16 protein-coding genes and 1 pseudogene are annotated in these 20,623 nt (G+C 52.8%); 6 read left to right on the top strand and 11 right to left on the bottom strand.

Annotation, left to right across the window (positions count from 1 at the left end; genetic code table 11):
• Positions 1 to 144: 144 nt before the first annotated feature.
• A complete protein-coding gene (locus CKW16_RS15540; RefSeq protein ID WP_095129138.1) occupies positions 145 to 2,610 on the bottom strand; it encodes a DEAD/DEAH box helicase in 2,466 nt (821 codons plus the stop codon).
• A 1-nt stretch (position 2,611) separates the two neighbouring features.
• The gene (locus CKW16_RS15535) at positions 2,612 to 3,412 is read right to left on the bottom strand and encodes a hypothetical protein (protein WP_095129137.1); all 801 of its coding nucleotides are present in this window, start codon (positions 3,410 to 3,412) and stop codon (positions 2,612 to 2,614) included.
• A 1,021-nt stretch (positions 3,413 to 4,433) separates the two neighbouring features.
• Here CKW16_RS15535 and CKW16_RS15530 point away from each other — a divergent pair.
• Positions 4,434 to 4,857 (top strand): annotated as a pseudogene (locus tag CKW16_RS15530) (transposase); the annotation flags it as partial.
• Positions 4,858 to 5,014: 157 nt separating this feature from the next.
• Positions 5,015 to 5,233, top strand: a complete 219-nt coding sequence (locus CKW16_RS15525; RefSeq protein WP_095129136.1) for a hypothetical protein — start codon at positions 5,015 to 5,017, stop codon at positions 5,231 to 5,233.
• Between the two features lie 31 nt (positions 5,234 to 5,264).
• Here the strand turns inward: CKW16_RS15525 and CKW16_RS15520 are convergent, their stop codons facing one another.
• Positions 5,265 to 6,182, bottom strand: coding sequence for a LysR family transcriptional regulator (locus CKW16_RS15520; protein WP_095129135.1), 918 nt, complete (start codon positions 6,180 to 6,182; stop codon positions 5,265 to 5,267).
• Positions 6,183 to 6,420: 238 nt separating this feature from the next.
• Here CKW16_RS15520 and CKW16_RS15515 point away from each other — a divergent pair, with 238 nt between their 5' ends.
• The 4 genes from CKW16_RS15515 to CKW16_RS15500 all read left to right on the top strand — a co-directional run bounded on the left by CKW16_RS15515 (position 6,421) and on the right by CKW16_RS15500 (position 10,337).
• A complete protein-coding gene (locus tag CKW16_RS15515; protein ID WP_095129134.1) occupies positions 6,421 to 7,260 on the top strand; it encodes a pirin family protein in 840 nt (279 codons plus the stop codon).
• Positions 7,261 to 7,332: 72 nt separating this feature from the next.
• Positions 7,333 to 8,412, top strand: a complete 1,080-nt coding sequence (locus tag CKW16_RS15510; protein WP_095129133.1) for an alkene reductase — start codon at positions 7,333 to 7,335, stop codon at positions 8,410 to 8,412.
• A 245-nt stretch (positions 8,413 to 8,657) separates the two neighbouring features.
• Complete coding sequence (locus tag CKW16_RS15505; protein ID WP_095129132.1) at positions 8,658 to 9,446, top strand: SDR family oxidoreductase; 789 nt, start codon at positions 8,658 to 8,660, stop codon at positions 9,444 to 9,446.
• A gap of 198 nt (positions 9,447 to 9,644) precedes the next feature.
• On the top strand, positions 9,645 to 10,337 hold the full coding sequence (locus CKW16_RS15500) for a GntR family transcriptional regulator (protein WP_224789881.1): 693 nt from the start codon (positions 9,645 to 9,647) through the stop codon (positions 10,335 to 10,337).
• A gap of 60 nt (positions 10,338 to 10,397) precedes the next feature.
• Here CKW16_RS15500 and CKW16_RS15495 read toward each other — a convergent pair whose 3' ends face one another.
• The 8 genes from CKW16_RS15495 to CKW16_RS15460 all read right to left on the bottom strand — a co-directional run bounded on the left by CKW16_RS15495 (position 10,398) and on the right by CKW16_RS15460 (position 20,278).
• Positions 10,398 to 11,924 (bottom strand): UxaA family hydrolase, encoded by a 1,527-nt coding sequence (locus CKW16_RS15495; RefSeq protein WP_095129131.1) that lies wholly within the window; start codon positions 11,922 to 11,924, stop codon positions 10,398 to 10,400.
• A complete protein-coding gene (locus tag CKW16_RS15490; RefSeq protein WP_095129130.1) occupies positions 11,921 to 13,291 on the bottom strand; it encodes an MFS transporter in 1,371 nt (456 codons plus the stop codon). Before CKW16_RS15490 ends, CKW16_RS15495 begins: the two co-directional genes overlap by 4 nt.
• A 110-nt stretch (positions 13,292 to 13,401) precedes the next feature.
• Positions 13,402 to 14,328 carry a 3-keto-5-aminohexanoate cleavage protein gene (locus tag CKW16_RS15485; RefSeq protein WP_095129129.1) on the bottom strand — a complete coding sequence of 309 codons (927 nt, stop codon included), beginning with the start codon at positions 14,326 to 14,328 and terminating at the stop codon, positions 13,402 to 13,404.
• 50 nt (positions 14,329 to 14,378) lie between these two features.
• Positions 14,379 to 15,341 (bottom strand): 3-hydroxyacyl-CoA dehydrogenase, encoded by a 963-nt coding sequence (locus tag CKW16_RS15480; RefSeq protein WP_095129128.1) that lies wholly within the window; start codon positions 15,339 to 15,341, stop codon positions 14,379 to 14,381.
• A gap of 322 nt (positions 15,342 to 15,663) precedes the next feature.
• Complete coding sequence (locus tag CKW16_RS15475; protein WP_095129127.1) at positions 15,664 to 16,884, bottom strand: alpha/beta fold hydrolase; 1,221 nt, start codon at positions 16,882 to 16,884, stop codon at positions 15,664 to 15,666.
• A 65-nt stretch (positions 16,885 to 16,949) separates the two neighbouring features.
• Positions 16,950 to 18,338, bottom strand: coding sequence for an MFS transporter (locus CKW16_RS15470; protein ID WP_095129126.1), 1,389 nt, complete (start codon positions 18,336 to 18,338; stop codon positions 16,950 to 16,952).
• 391 nt (positions 18,339 to 18,729) lie between these two features.
• Positions 18,730 to 19,656, bottom strand: coding sequence for a LysR family transcriptional regulator (locus tag CKW16_RS15465; protein ID WP_095129125.1), 927 nt, complete (start codon positions 19,654 to 19,656; stop codon positions 18,730 to 18,732).
• Between the two features lie 85 nt (positions 19,657 to 19,741).
• Positions 19,742 to 20,278 carry a 2,4'-dihydroxyacetophenone dioxygenase family protein gene (locus tag CKW16_RS15460; RefSeq protein WP_007913179.1) on the bottom strand — a complete coding sequence of 179 codons (537 nt, stop codon included), beginning with the start codon at positions 20,276 to 20,278 and terminating at the stop codon, positions 19,742 to 19,744.
• Positions 20,279 to 20,623: the final 345 nt, after the last annotated feature.

Here is a 20,623-nt window from a genome sequence, read left to right as displayed (position 1 = left end):
CAAGCTTGCCCCGGTCAGCGGCACGGGTAACGGAGTAAATGCAGGTTGCAGCGCTGTGATTTTCTGCGATTGCAGCCGATTCCGGCATACGGAGATTTTGTCGCCTATCCTGATCAAACTCGCAGGCGCTTCCAAGATCCTCACTCAGATAGGTTTGAGGTTCATCTTGGCTTCAAAAATCAGCAGATCGCTTTCCTCGTTGTTGATCATCATGTTCACTAGGCGAGGGCTCACTTCGATCTCGCCGCCGAGCGTCGCACGCACAGTTTCGGGGTACCGTTCGAGCATCAGATCCGCCAGGCCATGACTGTAGCCATCGCGGATGAGCTTGATCTTGGTGTCATCCGCGGTACCGTATTTGATGAGTTTGTAGAAGCCTGGATCCAGGGCACCTACCCCATTCAGCACCTCGACGAACTTGAAAATCTTGTTGTCGAAGAAATCGTCCTCGTCCTTGAGACGGACGATTGCCAGGTTAATACGCTCGCCGTCATCCTTTTGGGAGATTCTTACCCAGTTCTCGTACTTGCTGTCGCGATATTTGGTATCACCCCATTTACCCACGAATACGTGATCGCTATGGCTAGTCTCGACCAGCTTTTTCCAGTACGCGAGCGTCTGTCGGATCGTCTGCTTGACGCTGAGTTTCTTCAGCTTCCAATCCAGGATCATGGCGTAGAAATTCCGGGCAGGCTCTTGCTTGAGACGCACCAGGTCGCTGTACTCTCGGCTGTCGTCGAAGTGATCGACGAACGATTTGGAGATCGCAAGCATCAGCCTGTCAACGGTATTGATGACGCCGTTCGCCTCGATGCCTCGCCTGATCTTCCGTTCAATAGCCTGCTCCTCTGAGAACACGTCAATTTCACTGACACTGTTCGCGATAAGGAGCTTGCCCACCTGAGTGGTAACGTAACGACACTCTCGATCTTTCACCACGCCAGGATGCAGATTCTCTAGACGAGCCACGGCGTCGTCGTAGAGAACCGACACCTTCCCATCGATGATCTTGGTGGCTTCAAGCAGAACGTTGCTGACAGTGTCCTTGACCACCTTTGAGACGTTGACGGATTTATCGTAGAAAGTCTCAAGCGCTGCATTGTCGCGTGTGTAGCCATTTACGCCCAACAGGTAGATGCTGGACTCCAGCTTTCTCAACGCAGCCTTAGCTCCAGGCGCAAAGACCTCACTGAACCGATTGACGCGTCCGACCAGGTTCTTGAATTGAGATGGCGTCAGCTTTTGCTTCCCTTTGAAAAAATCAAAAACGAAGAGTCGTTCGATCGGCAGGTTCACCCCTTCCAGAAGCGTGGAGTTGCAGACCAGAAACCTCATCTGCTTGGAGCTACTGAAGAGGTTCTCCAAGTAAAGACGGATGGTGTCAGGGATCGAACCATGGTGGTACATAACCCCTTTGCGCAGGCAGCCGATCAGTTTGTAGCGTCGGTCAAAAAGCTCTCCTAGCTCGGCACAGGCCGTCTGGATCAGCGGACAATCTACGGGCGGCAGCACGGCTGCCAGTTCAACCGCAAATGACTCAATGCTTTTCTTCCTGTTGCCGTAAACAATGTTTTTGGACAGTGCTTCGCCTTTGATGAGCTCGAAGCAGTTTGCATACCTCCGATCGAACTCCATCCAGTCATTCAGGAAATGGTCATAGAGCTTGAGCTTCGTCTGGCCCCTCCCTCCCCTAAAATCCCTGATGTAGAAGCGCTCAGACTTGATGTACTCGTCGATCTTGAATCCGCTCGGGATCATGTCCAGGAAGCGCACACGGACGTTGAGTTCATCACATAGGAAGGGAGTCAGGAACTTGAATGATGTTTCCGGATTACGAGCCCCCAGGATGCACAGCATGGCAGCCAGTAACTCACTTCTGCGGTCGCTCTGCAGCAGGTTGTGGGCCTCGTCGACGAAGACCATATCGAAGCTCAGCCCGGCGTTCTCGTTCAAGAGCCTGTTGAGCCGCTCCTGGGTCAGGACAAATGCCCTGTTCTTTCGCTCACCCGAATACATCTCGGGGTGGGTCACCACCTTGCCCAACCCCTCAATGTCCGCGTAGATCAACCGCTTTTTCGTCTGGGCCAGCAGAGCCTTAGAAGGCACAAGGATCAGGATCCGCTGCCCTGGATTTTCCCTCACCGATTGGATGATGAGCTCAGATTTACCGTAACTGGTCGGAGCAACCACGACTGACGACTTACGGTACTCCGACTGAACAAATGCCCGCAGGGCATCCTGTTGCTCAGTCAGCACGATGCCTTGATCACGGAAGGTATCGATGTAGCTGCCCACGATGTTTCGGATGAACGACTCGCTGCGGTGATCATCCTCGGAAAAGTAGCTGCTGATTACTGCTGAGACAGGGTGCAGACCACTGTTGAGTGCTACATCGTACAGAGCCTGGTACTGACCCGAAGCGTTACCGTAAAACAGGATAATGCGGTAGCCGAGACGTCGAATTTCGAGGGTCTTGTGGTTAAGGAGCAGCACGGCGATCGCCAAAAGTTTCACAATCTCTGTGTTACCCAGTTCGTCTCCCTTGAGGAGTTGGAAATACAGATCCTTGAACTTGGTGTTGCCCAGTTTTCTGATAGTCAGCTCTTCCATGCTACTGCTCCGCCTCCTGCCTCAAAAACTCTTCCAGCTTTTCCATGGTGCCTTTGTGGAGGGACAGCACCCACACCGTTTTGAACACAGCTTCAGCTACCAGCTTGGTGGTGAAATTTGACACGGTATTTTCGGCGATAGCCTGGGATACTTCGCTGAACAGGGCAGAGACCAGAAACACATTGTTGTCCGAAGCACTCGCCCCGTCTTCTTCAGCCAAATCACCTTCCATCTCCAAGATCTCAATAACCGAGTCCCGGTAATTAGCTTTGTTGTGGATCGCATTTTTCGCGGCATTGATCGCGTTGAGCCAGTGATTGAGCTCCGGCTCAGCCAAACGCCTCTTGAGGTCATCCCGAGCCAAACGCAATTGCGCACTTGTGGCCGAGCAAGAAGTCTTGTCCGCCCCTCTGCCACCCGACTTGACCTCGGTGATCCAGACGTTGTTGGTTGAGGTCTCGTATAGGAGGAGATCGAAGCCCTTCCGGATACTCTTCTCTTCCATATTGAAGAACGGGGAGACCACATCGAAGTTGGGGAAGAGCTTCAGAATGATGACGTGAGACAGGAGCTCACCCAGCATACCAATCCGGGTTTCCCAAGTTTTCTTGGAATAGCGCTCGTTCCAGAAGTGCTTAATCGTCGCAGGGTATTTGTAGATCGCCCTGTCCTTGCTGGCCTGATCAGCACCATGGCAGATACGGGTGAGGTTTCCCCTCAGCGCGAGCTTAAGCTCATCAGAAAAATTCTCGACACAACACAGGGCATACTGGTCTACCTGCTTGAAGCTCACGCCATCCATAACACTTCCTACAAACACTAAACCGCAGAATCCTCTTGCGGTTGCTGCGCGCGATCAATGATCCCGCCCTGATTAAGGGTAGGCACCAGCTGAGCAGCTGTGCGCGCGAGTGAGATCTAGTCAGAGATGACCGATAGCGGCACTGTGCCAGCGTTACCGCAAGTTAGCGTGATTGACGGGACCGGTAAACAAGTTCGGAGACAATTTTTGGTGCAAGTCGTCGGAGTCTGCGTAACAACTGTATAAATATCCAATCGCTCGTAGGTCAATCAGCGTCGGACTGAAAGATACGCAGCACTGTAGATAGCTCCATTCGACGCCGCTGGTCATTCCCGACTGAGAGATAGGCAATGTGAGCCCCCTTCCCCACTTATGAACTACTGAAAGCCATCTGAATCCATCTGGCTCTGCCGGAAATCGCCACTCGCGAACCTGATGCACTGAGGGCAAAATTGGGGGCACATTTGAATTTTTTCCGCCTTAAAACACCATCCTAGAGCCCAGTCAAAATGTTTTTTGGCGACCCTGAGAGTCTTTAGGTTTCGTCGGGCAGGCAGTTCGGCTAATCATTTCTGCCTTTCCACAAACCATGGAGCTCCATTCACTTCCAGTGGATTGCTACATTGGGGGCACATCTGAGGGCATGCTTTGGATGGTTTGAAAAGGATGCCCCCAGCCTAAGGCCAAGTGGGCTATTGATGAGGATAGCTCCGACCGGACACTCTGCGATTCGATAGACCGGCCTGAAGCTTTCAGCGGAACGGTGAACACTGGAATCGATGAGCGAACAACACCACCTCCGTACAGACTCGTATTCCACCAAAGGAATTAATCGTTAAAAATCAATTAGTTAATTAGCATTGTCGCGCTAGCTCTGTCCGAACAACTCAAAATCGGAGGGGCTGACACTTCCCATGCAAACCGGGAATCGAACTTCAACGGCAACGATGTGTTGAAAAAGTAGCTCCTCTATCTTGCCTGCGGCAAAATATCTGCATTGGCCCGCAGGGAAGCACGCAGCATGATGGGGCAGTTATCGAGTGGGCAGGATCGGCTGTTTTACTCGTTCAACCTCCAAGATCACATTCCCGCCAATCACCTTCTGCGCAGCATTGATCGGTGTCTCGATCTGAGCGACCTGCGCCATTACCTCGCCGATTTCTTTAGCCCGATCGGCGTCCGTCGATTGATCCTGAACTGATGATCCGCATGCTGATCGTGGGCTATTGCTACGGCATTCGCTCAGAGCGGCGGTTGTGCGCAGAGGCCCATTTGAACCTGGCGTATCGCTGGTTCTGCCGGTTAAGCCTTGAAGATGAAGTCCCCAGCCACTCGACCTTTTCCAAAAATAGACATGGCCGTTTTCGGACAGCGATCTCTTTCGCTGGCTGTTCAATGAACTGCTGCGTCGTTGCATGGACGCTGGCTTGGTCGAGCGATCAGGCATTTTTCGACGTGTTCGACAAACTACGCGAGATGCGGTTGATACCCTAGGCCGTGCCAGAACCGATGGGCCATCCCCTTGCGGGTAGATTCAGGAAGAGATCGGGCAGGCGAGAGATCAGCTACTACCTACGCACCAGATCATCAAGGAAGATTCCGATGCCGGATAGCTCTCAAGTGAATGTAGCCACAGCAGACGCCCTCACGCTGCGGCTACACAACCAGCACGCAATACGCGCAGCCAATGAAGAGGTGACAAAGTGGCCGCTTGATAACGGAGCGGAGAATGTAGCCGCTAACGCAATCGGGGCGATGGAGACGCTGGACAAGAATGCTCAAGGCATCACAGATGCCATCATGCGCCTGCGTCATTCTTAGGCATATCCCATACTCTTGACGGATGCATGGATCAGGAGAGAGCCGTTGCAGGAAATTCTTGTCCCTCCAGTTTCTCCATCACCAACCCAATGAATGCAGACACAGCTAACGGCAAATGTTGCCGACTTGGGTAAAGCACATGCAGGCCGTATCCGGTTCTATGGTACTGCGGCAGCACAGACACAAGGCGCCCTGTCTGAAGATCAGACTTTGTCATGGCGGGCGGCAGCAAGGCAATTCCTAGCCCGGCCAACGTCGCCTTGCGCAAAGCTTGGGCGGTGTTTCCATTGAAACGGCTAGTGACCCGCACTTCTTCCGCTGCACCATTTGGCCCATGGAGAGTCCAGGTGGTGACGCCACTAGGATGGCCAAAAGTTACACAATCATGATTGACCAAATCTCCAAGCGAATCAGGTACGCCTTTTTTTCTAAGGTAATTCGGGCTGGCCACCAGACCTTCGTTACCAGCTCCAAGGAGTTGGCGACCGACATATCCTGAGTCTTGCAACGCTCCGCCTCGAAACGCAATGTCGATACGATCAGCGATCAAATCGGCGCGTGCATCACTCAGCACAAAGTCGACGTCTACCCGTGGATGCGCCTCGAGAAAATCGGCTACCCACTCCATAGGAAAGAAGTCGAAAAAATCAGCCATTGCCGCAATGCGCACGGTGCCACTCGGCTCTTGGTTTCCTGTCATCAGCTGCTCACCAGCGTCAATCAGTCCATCCACGGCTCCACAGCATCGCTCGTGAAAAGCCTCGCCAGACTGGGTGAGTGTGAGCTTGCGCGTGGAGCGCTGCAGCAGCCTCGTACCGAGTTGAGCCTCAAGCTGTTGAACCCGCCGGCTTAAGGTGTTTGAGGGCATTCCAAGCTGCCGTGCTGCCTCAGCGAAACTACCGCTGCGCACCACTTTTACAAACAATGCGACGTCATTCAGATCGATCATCTTGCTACCACCCACTCCAAAAATGGATCAGTTCAATCCAATTATGCCATCTAATAAAGCAATCAATAGACGCATATCCTTCAGTCATTGCTGCAGCTGACCTTCAGTTGCCGGAATCTCCTACGGGCTGACCGTCAAGGCTTTTCGGCATCACTGAGTTAATCCCCATCCAGTCCAGGCAGCCGGAACTCCGCTCGACGATATCGTCTGTCGGCAAGGGAGAACAAAGAGAAAACATATGACCGCCACCGTAGTAGTTCGACCACGCGCCATTGTCCATCGTACTGAAGGAACCACACATGGCCCCATAACGAGGCTTATGAGTCCAGGTGATCTAGGAGAGCTGTTAAAACCGTTTATTTTCCTGGACATTTTCAGCCTGAACGCCAGTGGTAGTAAGTCGAGTTTCGGCATGCATCCGCACTCAGGAATCGCAACGGTTACCTTCATGACAAAAGGGGATGTCTCTTATGAGGACACCACTGGGGCGACCGGTTTACTGCTCGCGGGTGGTGTCGAGTGGATGCAGGCCGGCAATGGGGTGTGGCACGACGCTACGCTAGCAAGCGAGTCCGCAATACAGGGATTCCAGCTCTGGGTGGCATTGCCGCCGCCGCTTGAAAACGCTCCCGCGATGAGTACCTACCTTGATCCGTCGCAAGTTCCACAAGTGGGCCCAGCACGGGTACTACTGGGACGTTACGGGGCAGCCCAAAGCCTGATTGAAGTGCCGAGTGAAATGAACTATCTCGCCGTGAGTTTAAAAGGCGGTGAGCACTGGCATTACACCCCTCCATCCGGTCACAACATTGCTTGGCTCGCTGTGAGTTCTGGAAGTCTGGACGCAGGTGGGTTGATCAATGCCGGCGAATTAGCCGTGTTCGAAGAGTCAGAGCACCGCATCAACTTCATCGCGAAAGGCGATTGCTCTTTCGTGATGGGCTCGGCGGTAAAGCATCCGTACGACCTGGTAACGGGTCACTACTCGGTTCACACGAGCAAGGCAGCTCTGGCGCAGGGCGAAACGGAAATACAGCGGATTGGCACACGGTTGCGCCAGCAAGGACGGCTCAACTAGCGCCGCTCAACCCGGCGTGAAAATCATCTCGACGACAACTATCCAACACCCCAAATCATACTGAGGCACGTCATGACAGCGAGCAATCTCAACCTTCTTTTGTCCCCCGCTCAAATCGCCAACCTACCCTTGAAAAATCATATGGTGATGGCGCCTCTGACGCGAAGCCGGGCTGGCCAAGGTGATGTTCCAACTTCCACAGTAGTCGAGTATTACCGTCAACGTGCAAGCGCCGGCCTCATCATTACTGAGGGTTCCCAGGTCTCGGCTCAAGGCAAAGGCTACATGAGAACACCGGGCATCTTCACCAGCGAGCAAATCGCCGGCTGGAAACACGTGACCGACGCCGTGCATGCAGAGGGCGGACGGATATTTCTCCAGCTCTGGCACGTTGGGCGCCTGTCACACTCCCTAGTACAGCTCGATAATCAGCTGCCGGTAGCCCCCTCAGCGATCAAAGCTGATGGCGAGCTCTACACGCCTGAAGGATTGAAGCCTTACGAGTCGCCACGGGCTCTGAGTCTGCATGAAATTCCTGGCGTGATCGCGGATTTTCGCCAAGGTGCTGAAAACGCGAAGCGTGCAGGTTTTGACGGTGTGGAAATACATGGCGCGAACGGTTACTTGATCGATCAGTTCCTGCGCGATGGCACCAACACCCGAACCGATTCATACGGCGGCTCTGCAGAAAATCGCGCTCGGTTTCTTAAGGAGGTTGTGGAGTCGGTCATCGAAGTATTCGGGGCTAGCCGCGTGGGCGTTCGCCTGTCGCCGATTTTTAATTACTTCTCCATGAGCGACAGCGATCCCCAAGCGACTTTCAACTATGCAGCGAAAATGCTCAGTCGCTACGGGCTAGCCTACATTCACGTAGTAGAAGTCGGTGCGGGTTCATTCGACTTCAGAGAACTGAAGCGTCGTTTCGCAGGCACCTACATCGCCAATGGGGGCTATGACGCGGAACGCGCAGAAACGTCCCTCAGAGAAGGAAATGCTGATCTGGTGTCCTTTGGCACTGCGTTCCTGGCCAACCCGGATCTGGTAGAGCGATTCGAACAGGGTGTCGCATTGAATGACGCAGACCCGACCACCTTCTATCAGGGTGAGGAGCGAGGTTATACGGATTACCCGACCATGGCCCAGATCCGATAACGATGTAGTGCTGAGGTAAGCGCAGTCGCCGCCGGCTGCCACTCGCAGAGTAATCGGGCCGTAGATTGCAATGCTGAACCGGGGTAGGAGTCTGCGCCCTCCCCGGTAATTCACCTGCAAACCTGCGGCAAGCCTGTCTTGACAAATAAACTGTGATCACATATCACTTAATGAAGTTTTCTTGTCTACGGAAGCCGTAGCCAAGAAAGAACTCATGAACAAAAATAAGACAGGACGCATTAGCTATGAACGTGATGAAGCGGCTGACACCTTATACCGGATTGAAGGTTTTAATTTCCGGTGGAGCATCAGGCATTGGAGAATCGATCGCGGCTGCATATCTCGAAATTGGGGCAAGAGTCCATGTATGTGATGTAAGTGAGCAGGCGATCACACAATTTCGTGAGCGCTATCCTGAAGCTTTGGCCACATTGGCCGACGTCTCCGACTCTGCTCAAATTAAGCGAGTCTTCGAGATACAACAGGAGTGGGTGGGTGGGCTTGATGTACTTATCAACAATGCAGGCATAGCAGGGCCGACCGGCGGAATCGACAAAATTAGTGATGCCGAATGGGAACAGACAGTAGACATCAATCTCAATGCGCAGTATCGCTTCGCTCATCATGCTGTCCCCCTCCTAACGAAGTCAGAACACGCACACATCATTCATATTTCATCGGTCGCGGGGCGCTTAGGCTATGCCTGGCGGACTCCATACGCCGCGACCAAGTGGGCCATCGTTGGTCTTATGAAGTCATTGGCAGCCGAGTTGGGCGAAAAAGACATTCGAGTCAACGCACTGCTGCCAGGCATCGTCGAGGGCCCGCGCCAGGATCGCGTCATCAGTGATCGCGCCAAACAGTTAGGCATTTCAGAGCCGGAGATGCGCCAACAAACATTGAAGAAAATCTCATTGCGCCGGATGACTCCACCCGAAGACGTGGCAGCAATGGCCTTATTTCTATGCTCTCCTGCTGCTAACAATGTGACAGGACAAGCGATCAGCATCGACGGCAATGTCGAGTATCTTTGATTAGTCAGACCTACACGTCTCGCCACCGACCTTGGTAGCGAGACGATTATTGCGCGTGTGCTAGAGAGCTCGTTTCTCCCGAATTCCGTCACTTTCTATACCGGCACATCCGTGATCACAGTTGTCTCATTTTCCTATGCTGGCTGATCGAACCTGCCTATAATTCTCGCCATGAACCTATCCACACTCGTAACGCCCATGATCCGCCAGACCCTCAGTGCGGACGTTTATGCCCAGCTGCGTGATCTGCTGATAAGCGGACGCGTTATGCCTGGGGAAAAGCTCTCGCTCAGATCTATAGCGGATGCTCTTGGTGTTAGCGTCATGCCAGTGCGAGAGGCTGTTCACAGGTTGGTCGCTGAGCAAGCGCTTGAAATGGCGGCTAATCGATATATTCGCGTTCCTGTACTGACAGTCAGCCAATTCCGGGAAATCACCAGTATCCGGTTGAATCTGGAGGGGCAAGCTGCAGCTCGTGCTGCGGAACTTGTTGATTCGCAGGCGCTGGCTGAGATTGAAAAGATACACGAGGCATTTTGCGCAGAGTTTGCAAAAGGCGCTCCCGATGAGTCACGGCTGATTACGCTGAACAAAGAACTGCATTTCGCAATTTATAATCAGGCGGACATGCCCATCCTGCTCCAGATAGTTGAGTCCCTGTGGCTGAGAATAGGGCCTATCATCAACTATGACCTACGATCTGGCACTGAGCGTGTGGTTCAGCGAGTGCAAGCCAGTCATCACGCAGCGATGGTTGATGCTTTAAAGAAGGGTGACTCCGTTGCCGCCTGTGAATCACTGCAAGATGACATCAAAAGTGCTGCCGAGTTTATCCTGAATACAGGGGCGCTGATCGTTGCCGATGCGCACAAGCCTGTCGAAGTTGATTAACCTCATCAACAAGGTTTAAAAAAGGCGCCCTGATATCAGGACGCCTTTTTTGTTCGCTCATTACATCTGAGCGCCGATCATCCAAGGCACTGTTTCTTCATTGCCGACGCCCAACGCCTCGCTTTTAGATTTTTCTCCAGAAGCCACTCGTATGAGCATGTCGAAAATCTCTTTACCCTTCGATTCAAGGGTGGCATCGCCATCCATGACATCCCCGCAGTTGATGTCCATATCATCCTTCATGCGAGTGTACATTTTGGTATTCGTCGCAAGCTTGATCGAAGGAGCAGGTTTGGCGCCAAAGCACGAGCCGCGTCCGGTGGTGAACGCAACGAGGTTTGCGCCGCTGGCGATTTGGCCAGTGGCTCCCATCGGGTCGTAGCCAGGTGCATCCATAAACACCAAGCCTCGGGCCGTGATTGGCTCGGCGTAACGGTACACCCCCATGAGTGCGGAGGAGCCGCTTTTGGCAACTGCGCCTAAAGACTTTTCAAGAATGGTCGTCAGGCCGCCAGCCTTGTTGCCAGGTGTGGGGTTGTTATCGATGCTGCCTTTTTCGCGGTCTGCGTAGCTTTCCCACCATTTGATAAGGTCGACGATACCTTGGCCAACCTCACGGGTTGCAGCGCGACGAGTCAGCAGGTGTTCAGCGCCGTAGATCTCCGGCGTTTCGCTAAGGATGGCAGTTCCACCTTGCGCTACGAGCATATCGACAGCCACACCGAGGGCGGGGTTGGCCGTGATGCCCGAGTATCCGTCTGAACCGCCGCACTGGAGCGCCACGGTCAGGTGCCGCGCCGAGACCGGCTCGCGCCGGCACTCGTTGGCAACCGGCAGCATCGATTCCACGGCGGCAATGGCGGCATCCGCTGCGTTGCGGGTTCCGCCAACGTCTTGGATGACCACGGGAGCGATAAGCTTGCCGGTCTCAATGCCCTGGGCCATGAACAGCGCACCCATCTGATTGGCTTCACAGCCAAGGCCGATGACAACCACGCCAGCGAAGTTGGCGTGCTTGATGAACCCGCCTAGCGTGCGCCGCAGTTGGTTCACCCCCTCGCCATTGTGCTCTATGCAGCAACCGAAGCTGTGGGTGATCGGCACCACACCGTCCACGTTTGGGTAAGCATCCAGCACACCGTTTCGCGAGAAGTGTTCAACCACCATTTTGGTAACAGTGGAGGAGCAGTTCACAGTGCTCACTACACCAATGTAGTTTCGAGTTGCTACTCGCCCGTCAGCGCGGACGAAACCTTGGAATGTCACAGGAGAGGCTGCAGGCGACGCGACTTTGGCATCCTCGCCGAACGCGTAGTCTCGCTCGAACGTCGCCATCTCCAGATTGTGCGTATGCACGTAATCGCCTGGCTCAATGGGTTTAGTAGCAAAGCCAATGATCTGGCCATAACGTAGAACAGGATCACCTGGGTTTACGTGTGCAAGGGCGATTTTGTGCGCTGCGGGCACATCGGCGAGCACCACGATATTACCGAACTCCGTAACCACGGTTCCTTGAGGTATCGAAGCGCGTGCGATTGCAACATTATCGTCGGGATGTAGTTTAAGTGCTAGGGATGTACTCTTCATTTTGTCCTCGCATTATCAGTAATACACGGCGCAGCCTGGGGCAATACAATGTTGTCCCGCGTTTTTGTAGTAATCGTTTCTTGTGCCTGACGTAGCTTCAGACTCAGGAATGCCGCGAGCGTTAAAAGAGCCGCTACAATAATGAGCCCATTCTTCGTGCTCCCAGTAGTTTGTTCAACGAAGCCCAGAAGTGAAGGGCCGAAGAAACCACCAGTAATACCAAAGGTATTCACTAACGCCAGACCCGCCGCCATACCTGCTCCCGCCAGTCTTGAACTGGCAAAGAGGAATATCACAGGCTGAACAACGAAAAACATCGATGCCGTAAGAGTGAATCCTATTAGAGCTATCAGTGGAGTGGTAAAGGCCGCAAGGGTCAATCCAGCCGACATCAGGAGCAGCCCACCGAACATTATTTTGCGTGAAATTTTCGGAGTAGTTGCATACCTTGGAAGAAACGCTGCCCCGAGTGCTGCTGCGATCCATGGGATTGAGTTTAACAATCCTATTTGTAACGATGATAAGCCTCCGTACGTGCCAATGATGCCCGGCAAGAAGAAAATTACCGAATAGACACTAACTTGGTGGAGGAAATACACCGCGATCGCAAGCCAAATCTGAGGGATTTTAAGAACCCCCTTAAAAGAATGACCTACATTGCCGGAGGCGATTTCTTCATCATGTTCTTTCTTCAGAACTTGCTCTACTTCAGTGACTTGTTCCTTTGATAGCCAACTTGCCGTAGATGGGCCGTCCGGAAGCTTTCGCCAAATCACGACGGAGAATAGAACAGCTGGAATTCCCTCCAAGAAGAACAGCCACTGCCAGCCGTGCCAACCCCAGATTCCATCCATCTCTAACAGCAGCCCGCCAACCGGCCCGCTGATGATATTCGCGAGACAAACCCCGATTAGAAAATAGCCACTGGCTCGTGCCCTTTGCTCACGACCAAACCAATAGGTTAAATAGAGCATTACACCTGGGAACAATCCGGCTTCAGCTGCGCCCAGTAGCGCGCGGGCAATGTAAAACGTAGTCTCATCGGTAATGAAGGCCATACCGGCAGATAACAATCCCCAGGTGATCATGATCCTGGTGATCCAGAGTCGGGCCCCTACCCGGTGCATGATCAAGTTACTGGGTACCTCCATGAGTGCATAGGTAAGGAAGAAGAGCCCTGCACCAAAACCGTATGCGGCAGCGGAAATACCCAAGTCTACTGCCATGTGTGTTTTGGCAAGTGAAATGTTAGTTCTGTCTAGAAAGCTTATAACGTAAGCAAAGATTAACATCGGCATTAGTTTGCGAAACATTAAAGCGTTCAGCGACTGTCCCTTTTGTGTTTTTGTATGGGTCGTAGCTAACATGATTCATGTTCTCCTCACGAGGATAAATTGCTAAGGCGCGAGTGTTGTGACGCGACCATTAGTTATCAAAATATCCTCTAGATAGGCTTTACGGGGATGAATACCCGCGCTTAGAAATTGACGTTATCGCCACCTTTTAGCTTCAGGATTTCCCTCGCGTCAGAAGGTGTCGCCACTTCAAGTGAAAGCCCTTCGAGAATTTTGCGCATGCGCGAAACTTGATCGGCATTGCTTTTTGCCAATTGACCCGGCCCGTCCCAAAGCGAGTCTTCAAGACCCACACGCACGTGTCCTCCAAGCGTGGCTGATTGAGCACCAATGCTCATCTGCTGCTTTCCTGCAGGAAGAACCGACCACTGATAGTCATCTCCGAAGAGACGATCAGCTGTGCGCCGCATATGCAGGACATCCTCAGGGTGACCGCCGATACCGCCCAAAATGCCGAAAACCGATTGGATCAAAAACGGAGGTTTGATGAGGCCACGATCAATGAAATGTGCAGCGGTGTAGAGATGCCCAATGTCATAGCATTCGATTTCAAAACGGGTACCGTTCTCACTGCATGACTCGAGGATGTGGGCTATGTCGGTAAATGTATTTTTGAAAATGCGGTCATGGCTGCCGGCGAGGTATGGTTCCTCCCAAGCGTGTTTGAACTCCTTAAACCGATTGAGCATTGGGTAAAGACCCATGTTCATCGTGCCCATGTTCAGTGAGGCCACTTCCGGTTTGAACTGATGTGCTGGACGAAGTCGATCTTCAAGCGACATTGTCGGTGCGCCACCTGTAGTCAGGTTGATCACCACATCGCTAGCCTCTTTGATAGCCGGCAGAAACTGCTTAAACAGTTCCGGATCCTGAGAGGGACTGCCATCAATTGGATTACGAGCATGTAGGTGAACAATTGAGGCGCCAGCCTCAGCGGCACCAATCGCCGCTTCGGCAATTTGACCTGGTGTTACCGGCAGGTAACGGGACATGGAAGGTGTATGAATTGCGCCGGTGACCGCGCAAGTGATGATGACTTTACGAGCCATGGTGACCTCCTGGTTACTTTTATTTTGGTGTTCAGGATGAAGTGATGCCGTCAGGAATTTGGTGCTTGACGCTTGTGCGCAGAGAGAGCCATAAGGCGGCGGTCACGCCAGGCGGATCGCAACGCAATTCCTTCGAGTTCAAGTTTTTGGCGGCGCTCGTCATGTACTCGGGCGACTGCTGATTCCGACCAATCAAAAGCATTTTCGGAATTGATCGTTTCGCGATTTTGCTGACCATAGCGTTTGGCATAGTCAGATACGCCGGCAGGGGCGTTGAGATCGATGGTTTCGAAGGGGCCCATAAATGACCAGCGAAGGGCGAGTCCATCTTTGAGTACCCGATCAATATCCTCAGAGCTAGCAAAGCCTTCCTCATGCAATTTGAAGCATTCGTTGAGAACTGCTGCTTGGACTCGGTTCAACAAGAAGCCGTGGATCTCTCGGGATAGAACAACAGGGCTCTGCCCTGCTGCGGTGTAGATCTCATGCGCTCGAATCATCACTTCAGATTCTGTCCACGGCGCAGGGCAAAGCTCCACAAGAGGAACTAAGTAAGGTGGGTTGGTAGGGTGTGCAACTACGCAGCGCCCCCGACCTGGTAGATCTTTAGTGAACTCGGAGGCCGGTAACCATGAAGTTGAACTGGCAAGAATCGCGTCCTTGGGCGCCAACGCATCCATTCGACTGAAGATATCGATTTTCGCCTCTACCGTTTCCCGAACATTTTCCTGTACGAGCACTACATCACGTAGCGCATCAGCCAAGTCGGGAACGCAAGTAATGCGTGCCAGTACGGTGAGGGGGGCGTCATTAAGAAGATCGAATTCTGCGAGCTCATTAAGCCTCGCTTCGATGTAGGCATGGCTGTTCTGCATTGTCTGCAGATCCATATCGTGTAAACGCACCGGATGTCCTGCCCGAGCAAAAACAATCGCCCAAGCTCTCCCAATCAGGCCCGCGCCAACGATTGCAATGGGGCCACGCTCTGTCGCAGATGGAGTTGTACTTCGCATGATGTTCTCCAAATTTTGTATTTATGTTTAGGAGTAATCGTTTGAGCGGTTGGTGAACCATGCTGACGCTCGGATGTTCGCTCTGAGACAGATGCTATCCACTGTGATCACAGATCACAAGTAAATAATTCTGATTGTCTGACGATCGGCTATGGAAGGGATTCGAGGGTCGAGATTGCACCTGCAAAGGCCTGAGCCTCAGTGGGTTGGCGCGCTTCAGGTTTTTTGTGCGGGAATAGAAAAGGCTTTTTCGGGATTGAGCCTTCGCGTTAAATAAACGCAGAAAAGCCCGCCTGACGAGCGGGCTCCTCAATCAGATCTTTCAGACTGCGTGGCAGTGACCCGCTTCACGAAGGAAAGCGCGTACCGTGTCACAGAACTCCAATGGGTTCTCAGTCATTGGATAGTGGCCAGTACCTGCGAGCACGGCGATCTTACTGCCGGGAATGCGAGATGCTGTCTCCTCAACCTTCTCTTGGTACACCAACCAATCCGCGTCACCGCGCAGAAGTAAAACAGGCGCTTTGATTTTTCCAACTTGTTGCCGCTGATCAAAGTTCGCATAGCCTGTGAGGTCACCTTTCATCACCTGCGGCGTGGTGCGCGAGATCTGCCACACCACCTCCCTCGCACGATCAGGTGGAGTGCGATTGCCCGTCATCGAACGAGACCAGGCACCGATGATCTCTGGCCCATTCATGAGCAACATATCGAGGAAGAACTCGGAAACCGTCGGGGTAAAATCTGCCCCCTCGGCTGAAATGATCGCGCTGTACGCATCGGGCCGACGTGCCCCCAATTCCAGCACCAGATTGCCACCCATCGAGCATCCCATGATGGCGGGTTTCTCAAGTCCCAAGGCCTCCATAAGGTGCTCATTGAACTCCGCATGGCGAGTGAGGCTGTGGAATGGGCCTGATTCGGGTAGCTCTGATTTGCTGTGCCCGGGGGCGTCAATTGCGATGACGCGGAACTCATCTGAGAGACCGTCCAGTACGTGCCTGTACATCAGAGAATCTTGTGATGCCGCGTGGAAGCAAACGAGTGGACGTCCCTCCCCTGATTCTTCGTAATAAACGCGAATTCCATCAACGGTAATGTACCGTCCTACCGTCTCTTTCCCTGACGGCTTAGGCCCGGGAGAGTAAGAGACTGGTGGGTTATTATTAGCTTTCCCTACACGCTTCATTGCGTCAAACGCGCGGGCCATCACATCAACGTACTGCCATGCGGCGACTACGTTGCCCTCAAGCTCAAGTTTGCCCAACCCTGGGGACAACGCTTCAAACCAGTCGATCTTTCCGTCAAGAACGCGCTGCCACTCATCATCAGCACCAGACACGATGATATCCGCACCCAAGGGGCTTCCTTCCGGGTAAACCGCAACGACCTTACCGGCGAGAACCGCAAGCGTTGAGAAGCCTTTGCTGTGCTTGAATTGAATGCGTCCATCGAAATAGCGAGCAGCGGCAGTCCAATCAGCATCACCGTTTAACTCGTCAGCGAATTGGCTCAACCATTTGGCATCATTAATAAGGGTCATGACTTTCTCCTAGCTTTAGCTATCCCCAAGGGGATTTTCTTGTAATTGCAGGTGCAATAGGTTTGTTATGAACCCATGTTGCAAGAGTGCTTCGAGACCAGCGCCTTGTCGTACTTAAGGAACCAGCCGGTAGTTTCACGTGTGAAGAAAATGGTGATGATGGCCGCCAGCACCATCAGGCCTGAGATAAAGTAGAGCGCGTAGTTGTAACCAGCAGCCTGCTCAAAGCCACCACCTGCGCCGATGAACATCCCGATCACGAATGGCCCAAAGCCACCGGCGTAAATACCGACGTTGACGATTGAGCCTGCCAGGCCAGTCGTGCCTTGCTTCGCAGAATCAAACGCAATGGCATACAGCAACGTGTAGGGCGCGTTCATCGCGAACCCGGCAAACAACTGAATCGCGATAAGCCAAGTCAGGCTGACGGATGAGTATTTGAAGAGGTACATGCCCACCGCAAGCCATGCGAAAACAAGCACGAGGCAAAGTTTTCGGCCTGCACGGTCTGAAACCCATCCCCAAACGATCTGGCCGATACCACCGGTGATCGTGAAGAGCACCGAGTAAGCAGCTGCCTCTGCGAAGTTGTAATGGGCAACAAAGGCCAGATACTGAGGTAGCCAGAAGCTGATGCCGAAGTAGCCAACGATCGCGAACATCGAGATAAGAGCGATAGCGGAGATGTTCGGATTTTTCATTGCCGACTTGAACGCGCCTTTGGGCACCTCAACCACTCCCTGTACCGCTTCCATTGATGGAGGGGTCTCACCCACGGCTTGAGCGTGTTCAACAAAGGACTCGTAACGCTTCTTCGTACTGAACCACCAGTAGACCGAAAAGATGATGATCATCGGTACAGGGAATAGCAGGAATGCCAAGCGCCAATTTTCCGGGCCGTAAGCGTGGAGTAGAGCACTGATCGCCAAGCCACCGATCAATGTGCCCCAAGGGTATCCGGTGTGATGAAGTCCCAGGGCGAAACCACGGCGCTCCTTCGACCACCACTCAGACAAGGAAGTGACTTCGATGGCTTCGCCAGCACCGCCAAATGCGTGTGACATCACTTGCAGCGCAACAAGCACTCCAAGCGAGCCTGTCAAGAAATTGAGGCCGGTCAGAAAGGTGAATAGCGTGTAAGCAATCACGATTGGCAGATGGCGGTATTTTCGCATCCATCCCTGACCGCCTTTATCAGCCCAAATCATGCAAGGCACGGCTATCAAAGATGTAGCGATCGTGATGAACGCGGCAAGCAGTCCAGTCAGCTCAGCGCTTGTCTTGAACTCGCTGGTGATGGAGGGCAATACCATAAAGAACATCTGGCGGGAGTTGGCATCCATGGCATACACGAGCCACAAAAGAGCCATCGCACCCCAGGAGGCTGCACCTGCACCTTTTGGCACACGATTGACCGCAGGTAATGCTTCGATTTTGTCTTGAGCAAATCCCATGGGGATATCTCCGGGTATTTATTTTTATTCTCCGGCTGAGGATCGGTGTTTTGCACACATACGCCTCAACATCCGAGGTGATCCAGCACTTGTCGTACTGCTCACCATGGACAGAGGTTATGGCTCAATTTCAGGGCTGAATATAGCTGGCAAAGCACACCTGCTGTGACCGCCAGGAACAGGTCAGTGGCACAAAATGAGAGAGGTGCCAGCGAAGCATTTGACTAAGTAATTACTGGGGAACAGGTCTCAATTTTTTGAGAGCTCTGTTGGGCACAGAGCAAGAGGGAAAATTATCAGAGTGGTGGAGTATTGGCTCCCTTGTGCAGGAGCCAAAGTTGCACGCTTGCGCGGAGGTAGAGTGAAAGTAAGCGCCGAGCCGTAGTGGCTATCAAACCGCTCCGGGCAGTCCTCTCACGATTTTCCATGGATGAGCAATCCATTTTTCCTGAAAAAACTCGATGAACACCCGGATGCGAGGACTCAAATGCTTACGGTCTGAATAAAGCAGGTAAATAGGCTCCAGGATCTCCGCTTTGTACTCGTCAAGCAGGAGCACCAGCGATCCGTCCTGAATGTCTTTTCCAATGTGGAAATCCGCAAGGCGGACTATACCCGCACCTGATTTGGCCATATCTCTCAGCAGCTCACCCTGGGTAAACGATCCTCGAGGCTTCACAGGGGTCGTCACACCTAGGCCATCTTGGATAAAGGCCCATTTGTTCCAAGGGCTGGCAAAACTGAAATTAAAGCATCGATGATTCATCAGATCTTGTGGCTGCTGCGGTATTCCATACTTTTCCAGGTAGTCAGGTGAAGCACACAGCAACCATTCACATTCGCCTATCTTCTTTGCGATTCTGGAAGAGCTCGGAAGAATCCCGCTATGGATGGCTATGTCCAATCCTTGTTCGAACTGGTCAACGAACTGAGCGCCTAACTGAATCTCGACATCAAGACCGGGATAGGTGTCGAGGAATTCCGGCAACCAAGGCACGATCTGCTGCTTCGCAAAAGAGGTCATCGTGTGGATGCGAAGCGTGCCACTGACCCTTGAAGGAAGCCCTTCTGCCAGAGAGTCAGCTTCACTCATCGCCTCAACCACAGCTTTCGCACTGCGCAGATAAGCCGCCCCCTCCTCCGTCAGAGTGAGGACTCGGGACCCCCTCTGAAAAAGTCGAACCCGAAGCCGATCCTCTAGCCGTGCTATCAATTTACTGATGGCCGACGGAGTCATCTCATGCGCCCTGGCGGCAGCAGAAAAACTTCCGCACTCTGTTGACCAGATGAAGGCTAGCATTTGAGAGTATTGATCCATTTCGGTACGCTCCTTAAGCGACTGAATCTACCTGTTTATCTACACAAAAAAAACGCGCCGTAGCGCGTTCTTTTTTGAACCAGAATCAGCGAATGAACTGCTCGATATAATCGTCCGGCAAGCCCAAATTTTTGTAATGGCTGCGGGCAGCTTCCAGCTTGGTGAAAACGTCTTCATAGCCAACCGCGACACCCTGTGGGTCGACGTAAGTGTAGCCACCCTGAACGTGGAACCAAGTAATCATTTCTTCGACATCTTCAGGGACGAACAGAGTGTGAGTCTCCCCTGGCGGCTCGAATGCAAAGGAGCCTTCATCAGCAACCCAATCGTGTTCGAGGTAGTACCAACGCCCCTTCAACACGATCGCATGTACTGCACCTGAGTGGCGGTGACGAGACAAAACCCCGCTCTGCCGAACTCGGAGCAAGTTGATGTAGTACCCACCGCTAACGCTCAGCAGCAGTGGTTTGAAAGATACTGATTTGGTGACCGGCACCCAGAGATTATCGTCTTCGAGCCAAGTGGTCATAACGCCTGGATGCACCATGTCTGGAGACATGAAAGGCACCTGCGGCAAAGCATAAGGAATGGCAAGTTCATCAGGTTTAACGGGCGTATTCATTATAATTTCTCTCAACGTGTGACTGGCGAGCGAGCCAGGATTTCAATCGCTGAGTGAGAGTAGGTGATGCTCTCGCACAGGAGAATACTCAGAAATTCACACCATCTGTGACCACTCGTCACAGCGCGTAAGACTCATCCCGTTGAAGGCCGCGACTCATCTAAGGCGCCTACTGCGGACGAGTTCAAGCGATTGACCCCGCAGATTTTTCATTGAGTGGATAGCGGCCACCAGTGGATCGCGCCCCATCAGAGGGGACACATTTTCCCCAATACCTTCACTACCATGCAGACCTGTTCATCTGAAAGCCGCTTACACAGTAGTAATCGGCTTGAAATAATGAGG

The organism is Pseudomonas sp. Irchel s3h14, from assembly GCF_900187425.1.
Taxonomy (GTDB): Bacteria; Pseudomonadota; Gammaproteobacteria; order Pseudomonadales; family Pseudomonadaceae; genus Aquipseudomonas.
This window is presented reverse-complemented; position numbering and strand designations above follow the sequence as displayed.

Bases quoted from the DNA above. Each gene is read 5' to 3' on its own strand.
- CKW16_RS15515 (WP_095129134.1), top strand. From the start codon at position 6,421: ATGACCGCCACCGTAGTAGTTCGACCACGCGCCATTGTCCATCGTACT.
- CKW16_RS15470 (WP_095129126.1), bottom strand. From the start codon at position 18,338: ATGGGATTTGCTCAAGACAAAATCGAAGCATTACCTGCGGTCAATCGT.
- CKW16_RS15525 (WP_095129136.1), top strand. From the start codon at position 5,015: ATGCCGGATAGCTCTCAAGTGAATGTAGCCACAGCAGACGCCCTCACG.
- CKW16_RS15520 (WP_095129135.1), bottom strand. From the start codon at position 6,182: ATGATCGATCTGAATGACGTCGCATTGTTTGTAAAAGTGGTGCGCAGC.
- CKW16_RS15535 (WP_095129137.1), bottom strand. From the start codon at position 3,412: ATGGATGGCGTGAGCTTCAAGCAGGTAGACCAGTATGCCCTGTGTTGT.
- CKW16_RS15500 (WP_224789881.1), top strand. From the start codon at position 9,645: ATGATCCGCCAGACCCTCAGTGCGGACGTTTATGCCCAGCTGCGTGAT.
- CKW16_RS15485 (WP_095129129.1), bottom strand. From the start codon at position 14,328: ATGGCTCGTAAAGTCATCATCACTTGCGCGGTCACCGGCGCAATTCAT.
- CKW16_RS15480 (WP_095129128.1), bottom strand. From the start codon at position 15,341: ATGCGAAGTACAACTCCATCTGCGACAGAGCGTGGCCCCATTGCAATC.
- CKW16_RS15490 (WP_095129130.1), bottom strand. From the start codon at position 13,291: ATGTTAGCTACGACCCATACAAAAACACAAAAGGGACAGTCGCTGAAC.
- CKW16_RS15495 (WP_095129131.1), bottom strand. From the start codon at position 11,924: ATGAAGAGTACATCCCTAGCACTTAAACTACATCCCGACGATAATGTT.
- CKW16_RS15465 (WP_095129125.1), bottom strand. From the start codon at position 19,656: ATGGATCAATACTCTCAAATGCTAGCCTTCATCTGGTCAACAGAGTGC.
- CKW16_RS15475 (WP_095129127.1), bottom strand. From the start codon at position 16,884: ATGACCCTTATTAATGATGCCAAATGGTTGAGCCAATTCGCTGACGAG.
- CKW16_RS15505 (WP_095129132.1), top strand. From the start codon at position 8,658: ATGAACGTGATGAAGCGGCTGACACCTTATACCGGATTGAAGGTTTTA.
- CKW16_RS15510 (WP_095129133.1), top strand. From the start codon at position 7,333: ATGACAGCGAGCAATCTCAACCTTCTTTTGTCCCCCGCTCAAATCGCC.
- CKW16_RS15540 (WP_095129138.1), bottom strand. From the start codon at position 2,610: ATGGAAGAGCTGACTATCAGAAAACTGGGCAACACCAAGTTCAAGGAT.
- CKW16_RS15460 (WP_007913179.1), bottom strand. From the start codon at position 20,278: ATGAATACGCCCGTTAAACCTGATGAACTTGCCATTCCTTATGCTTTG.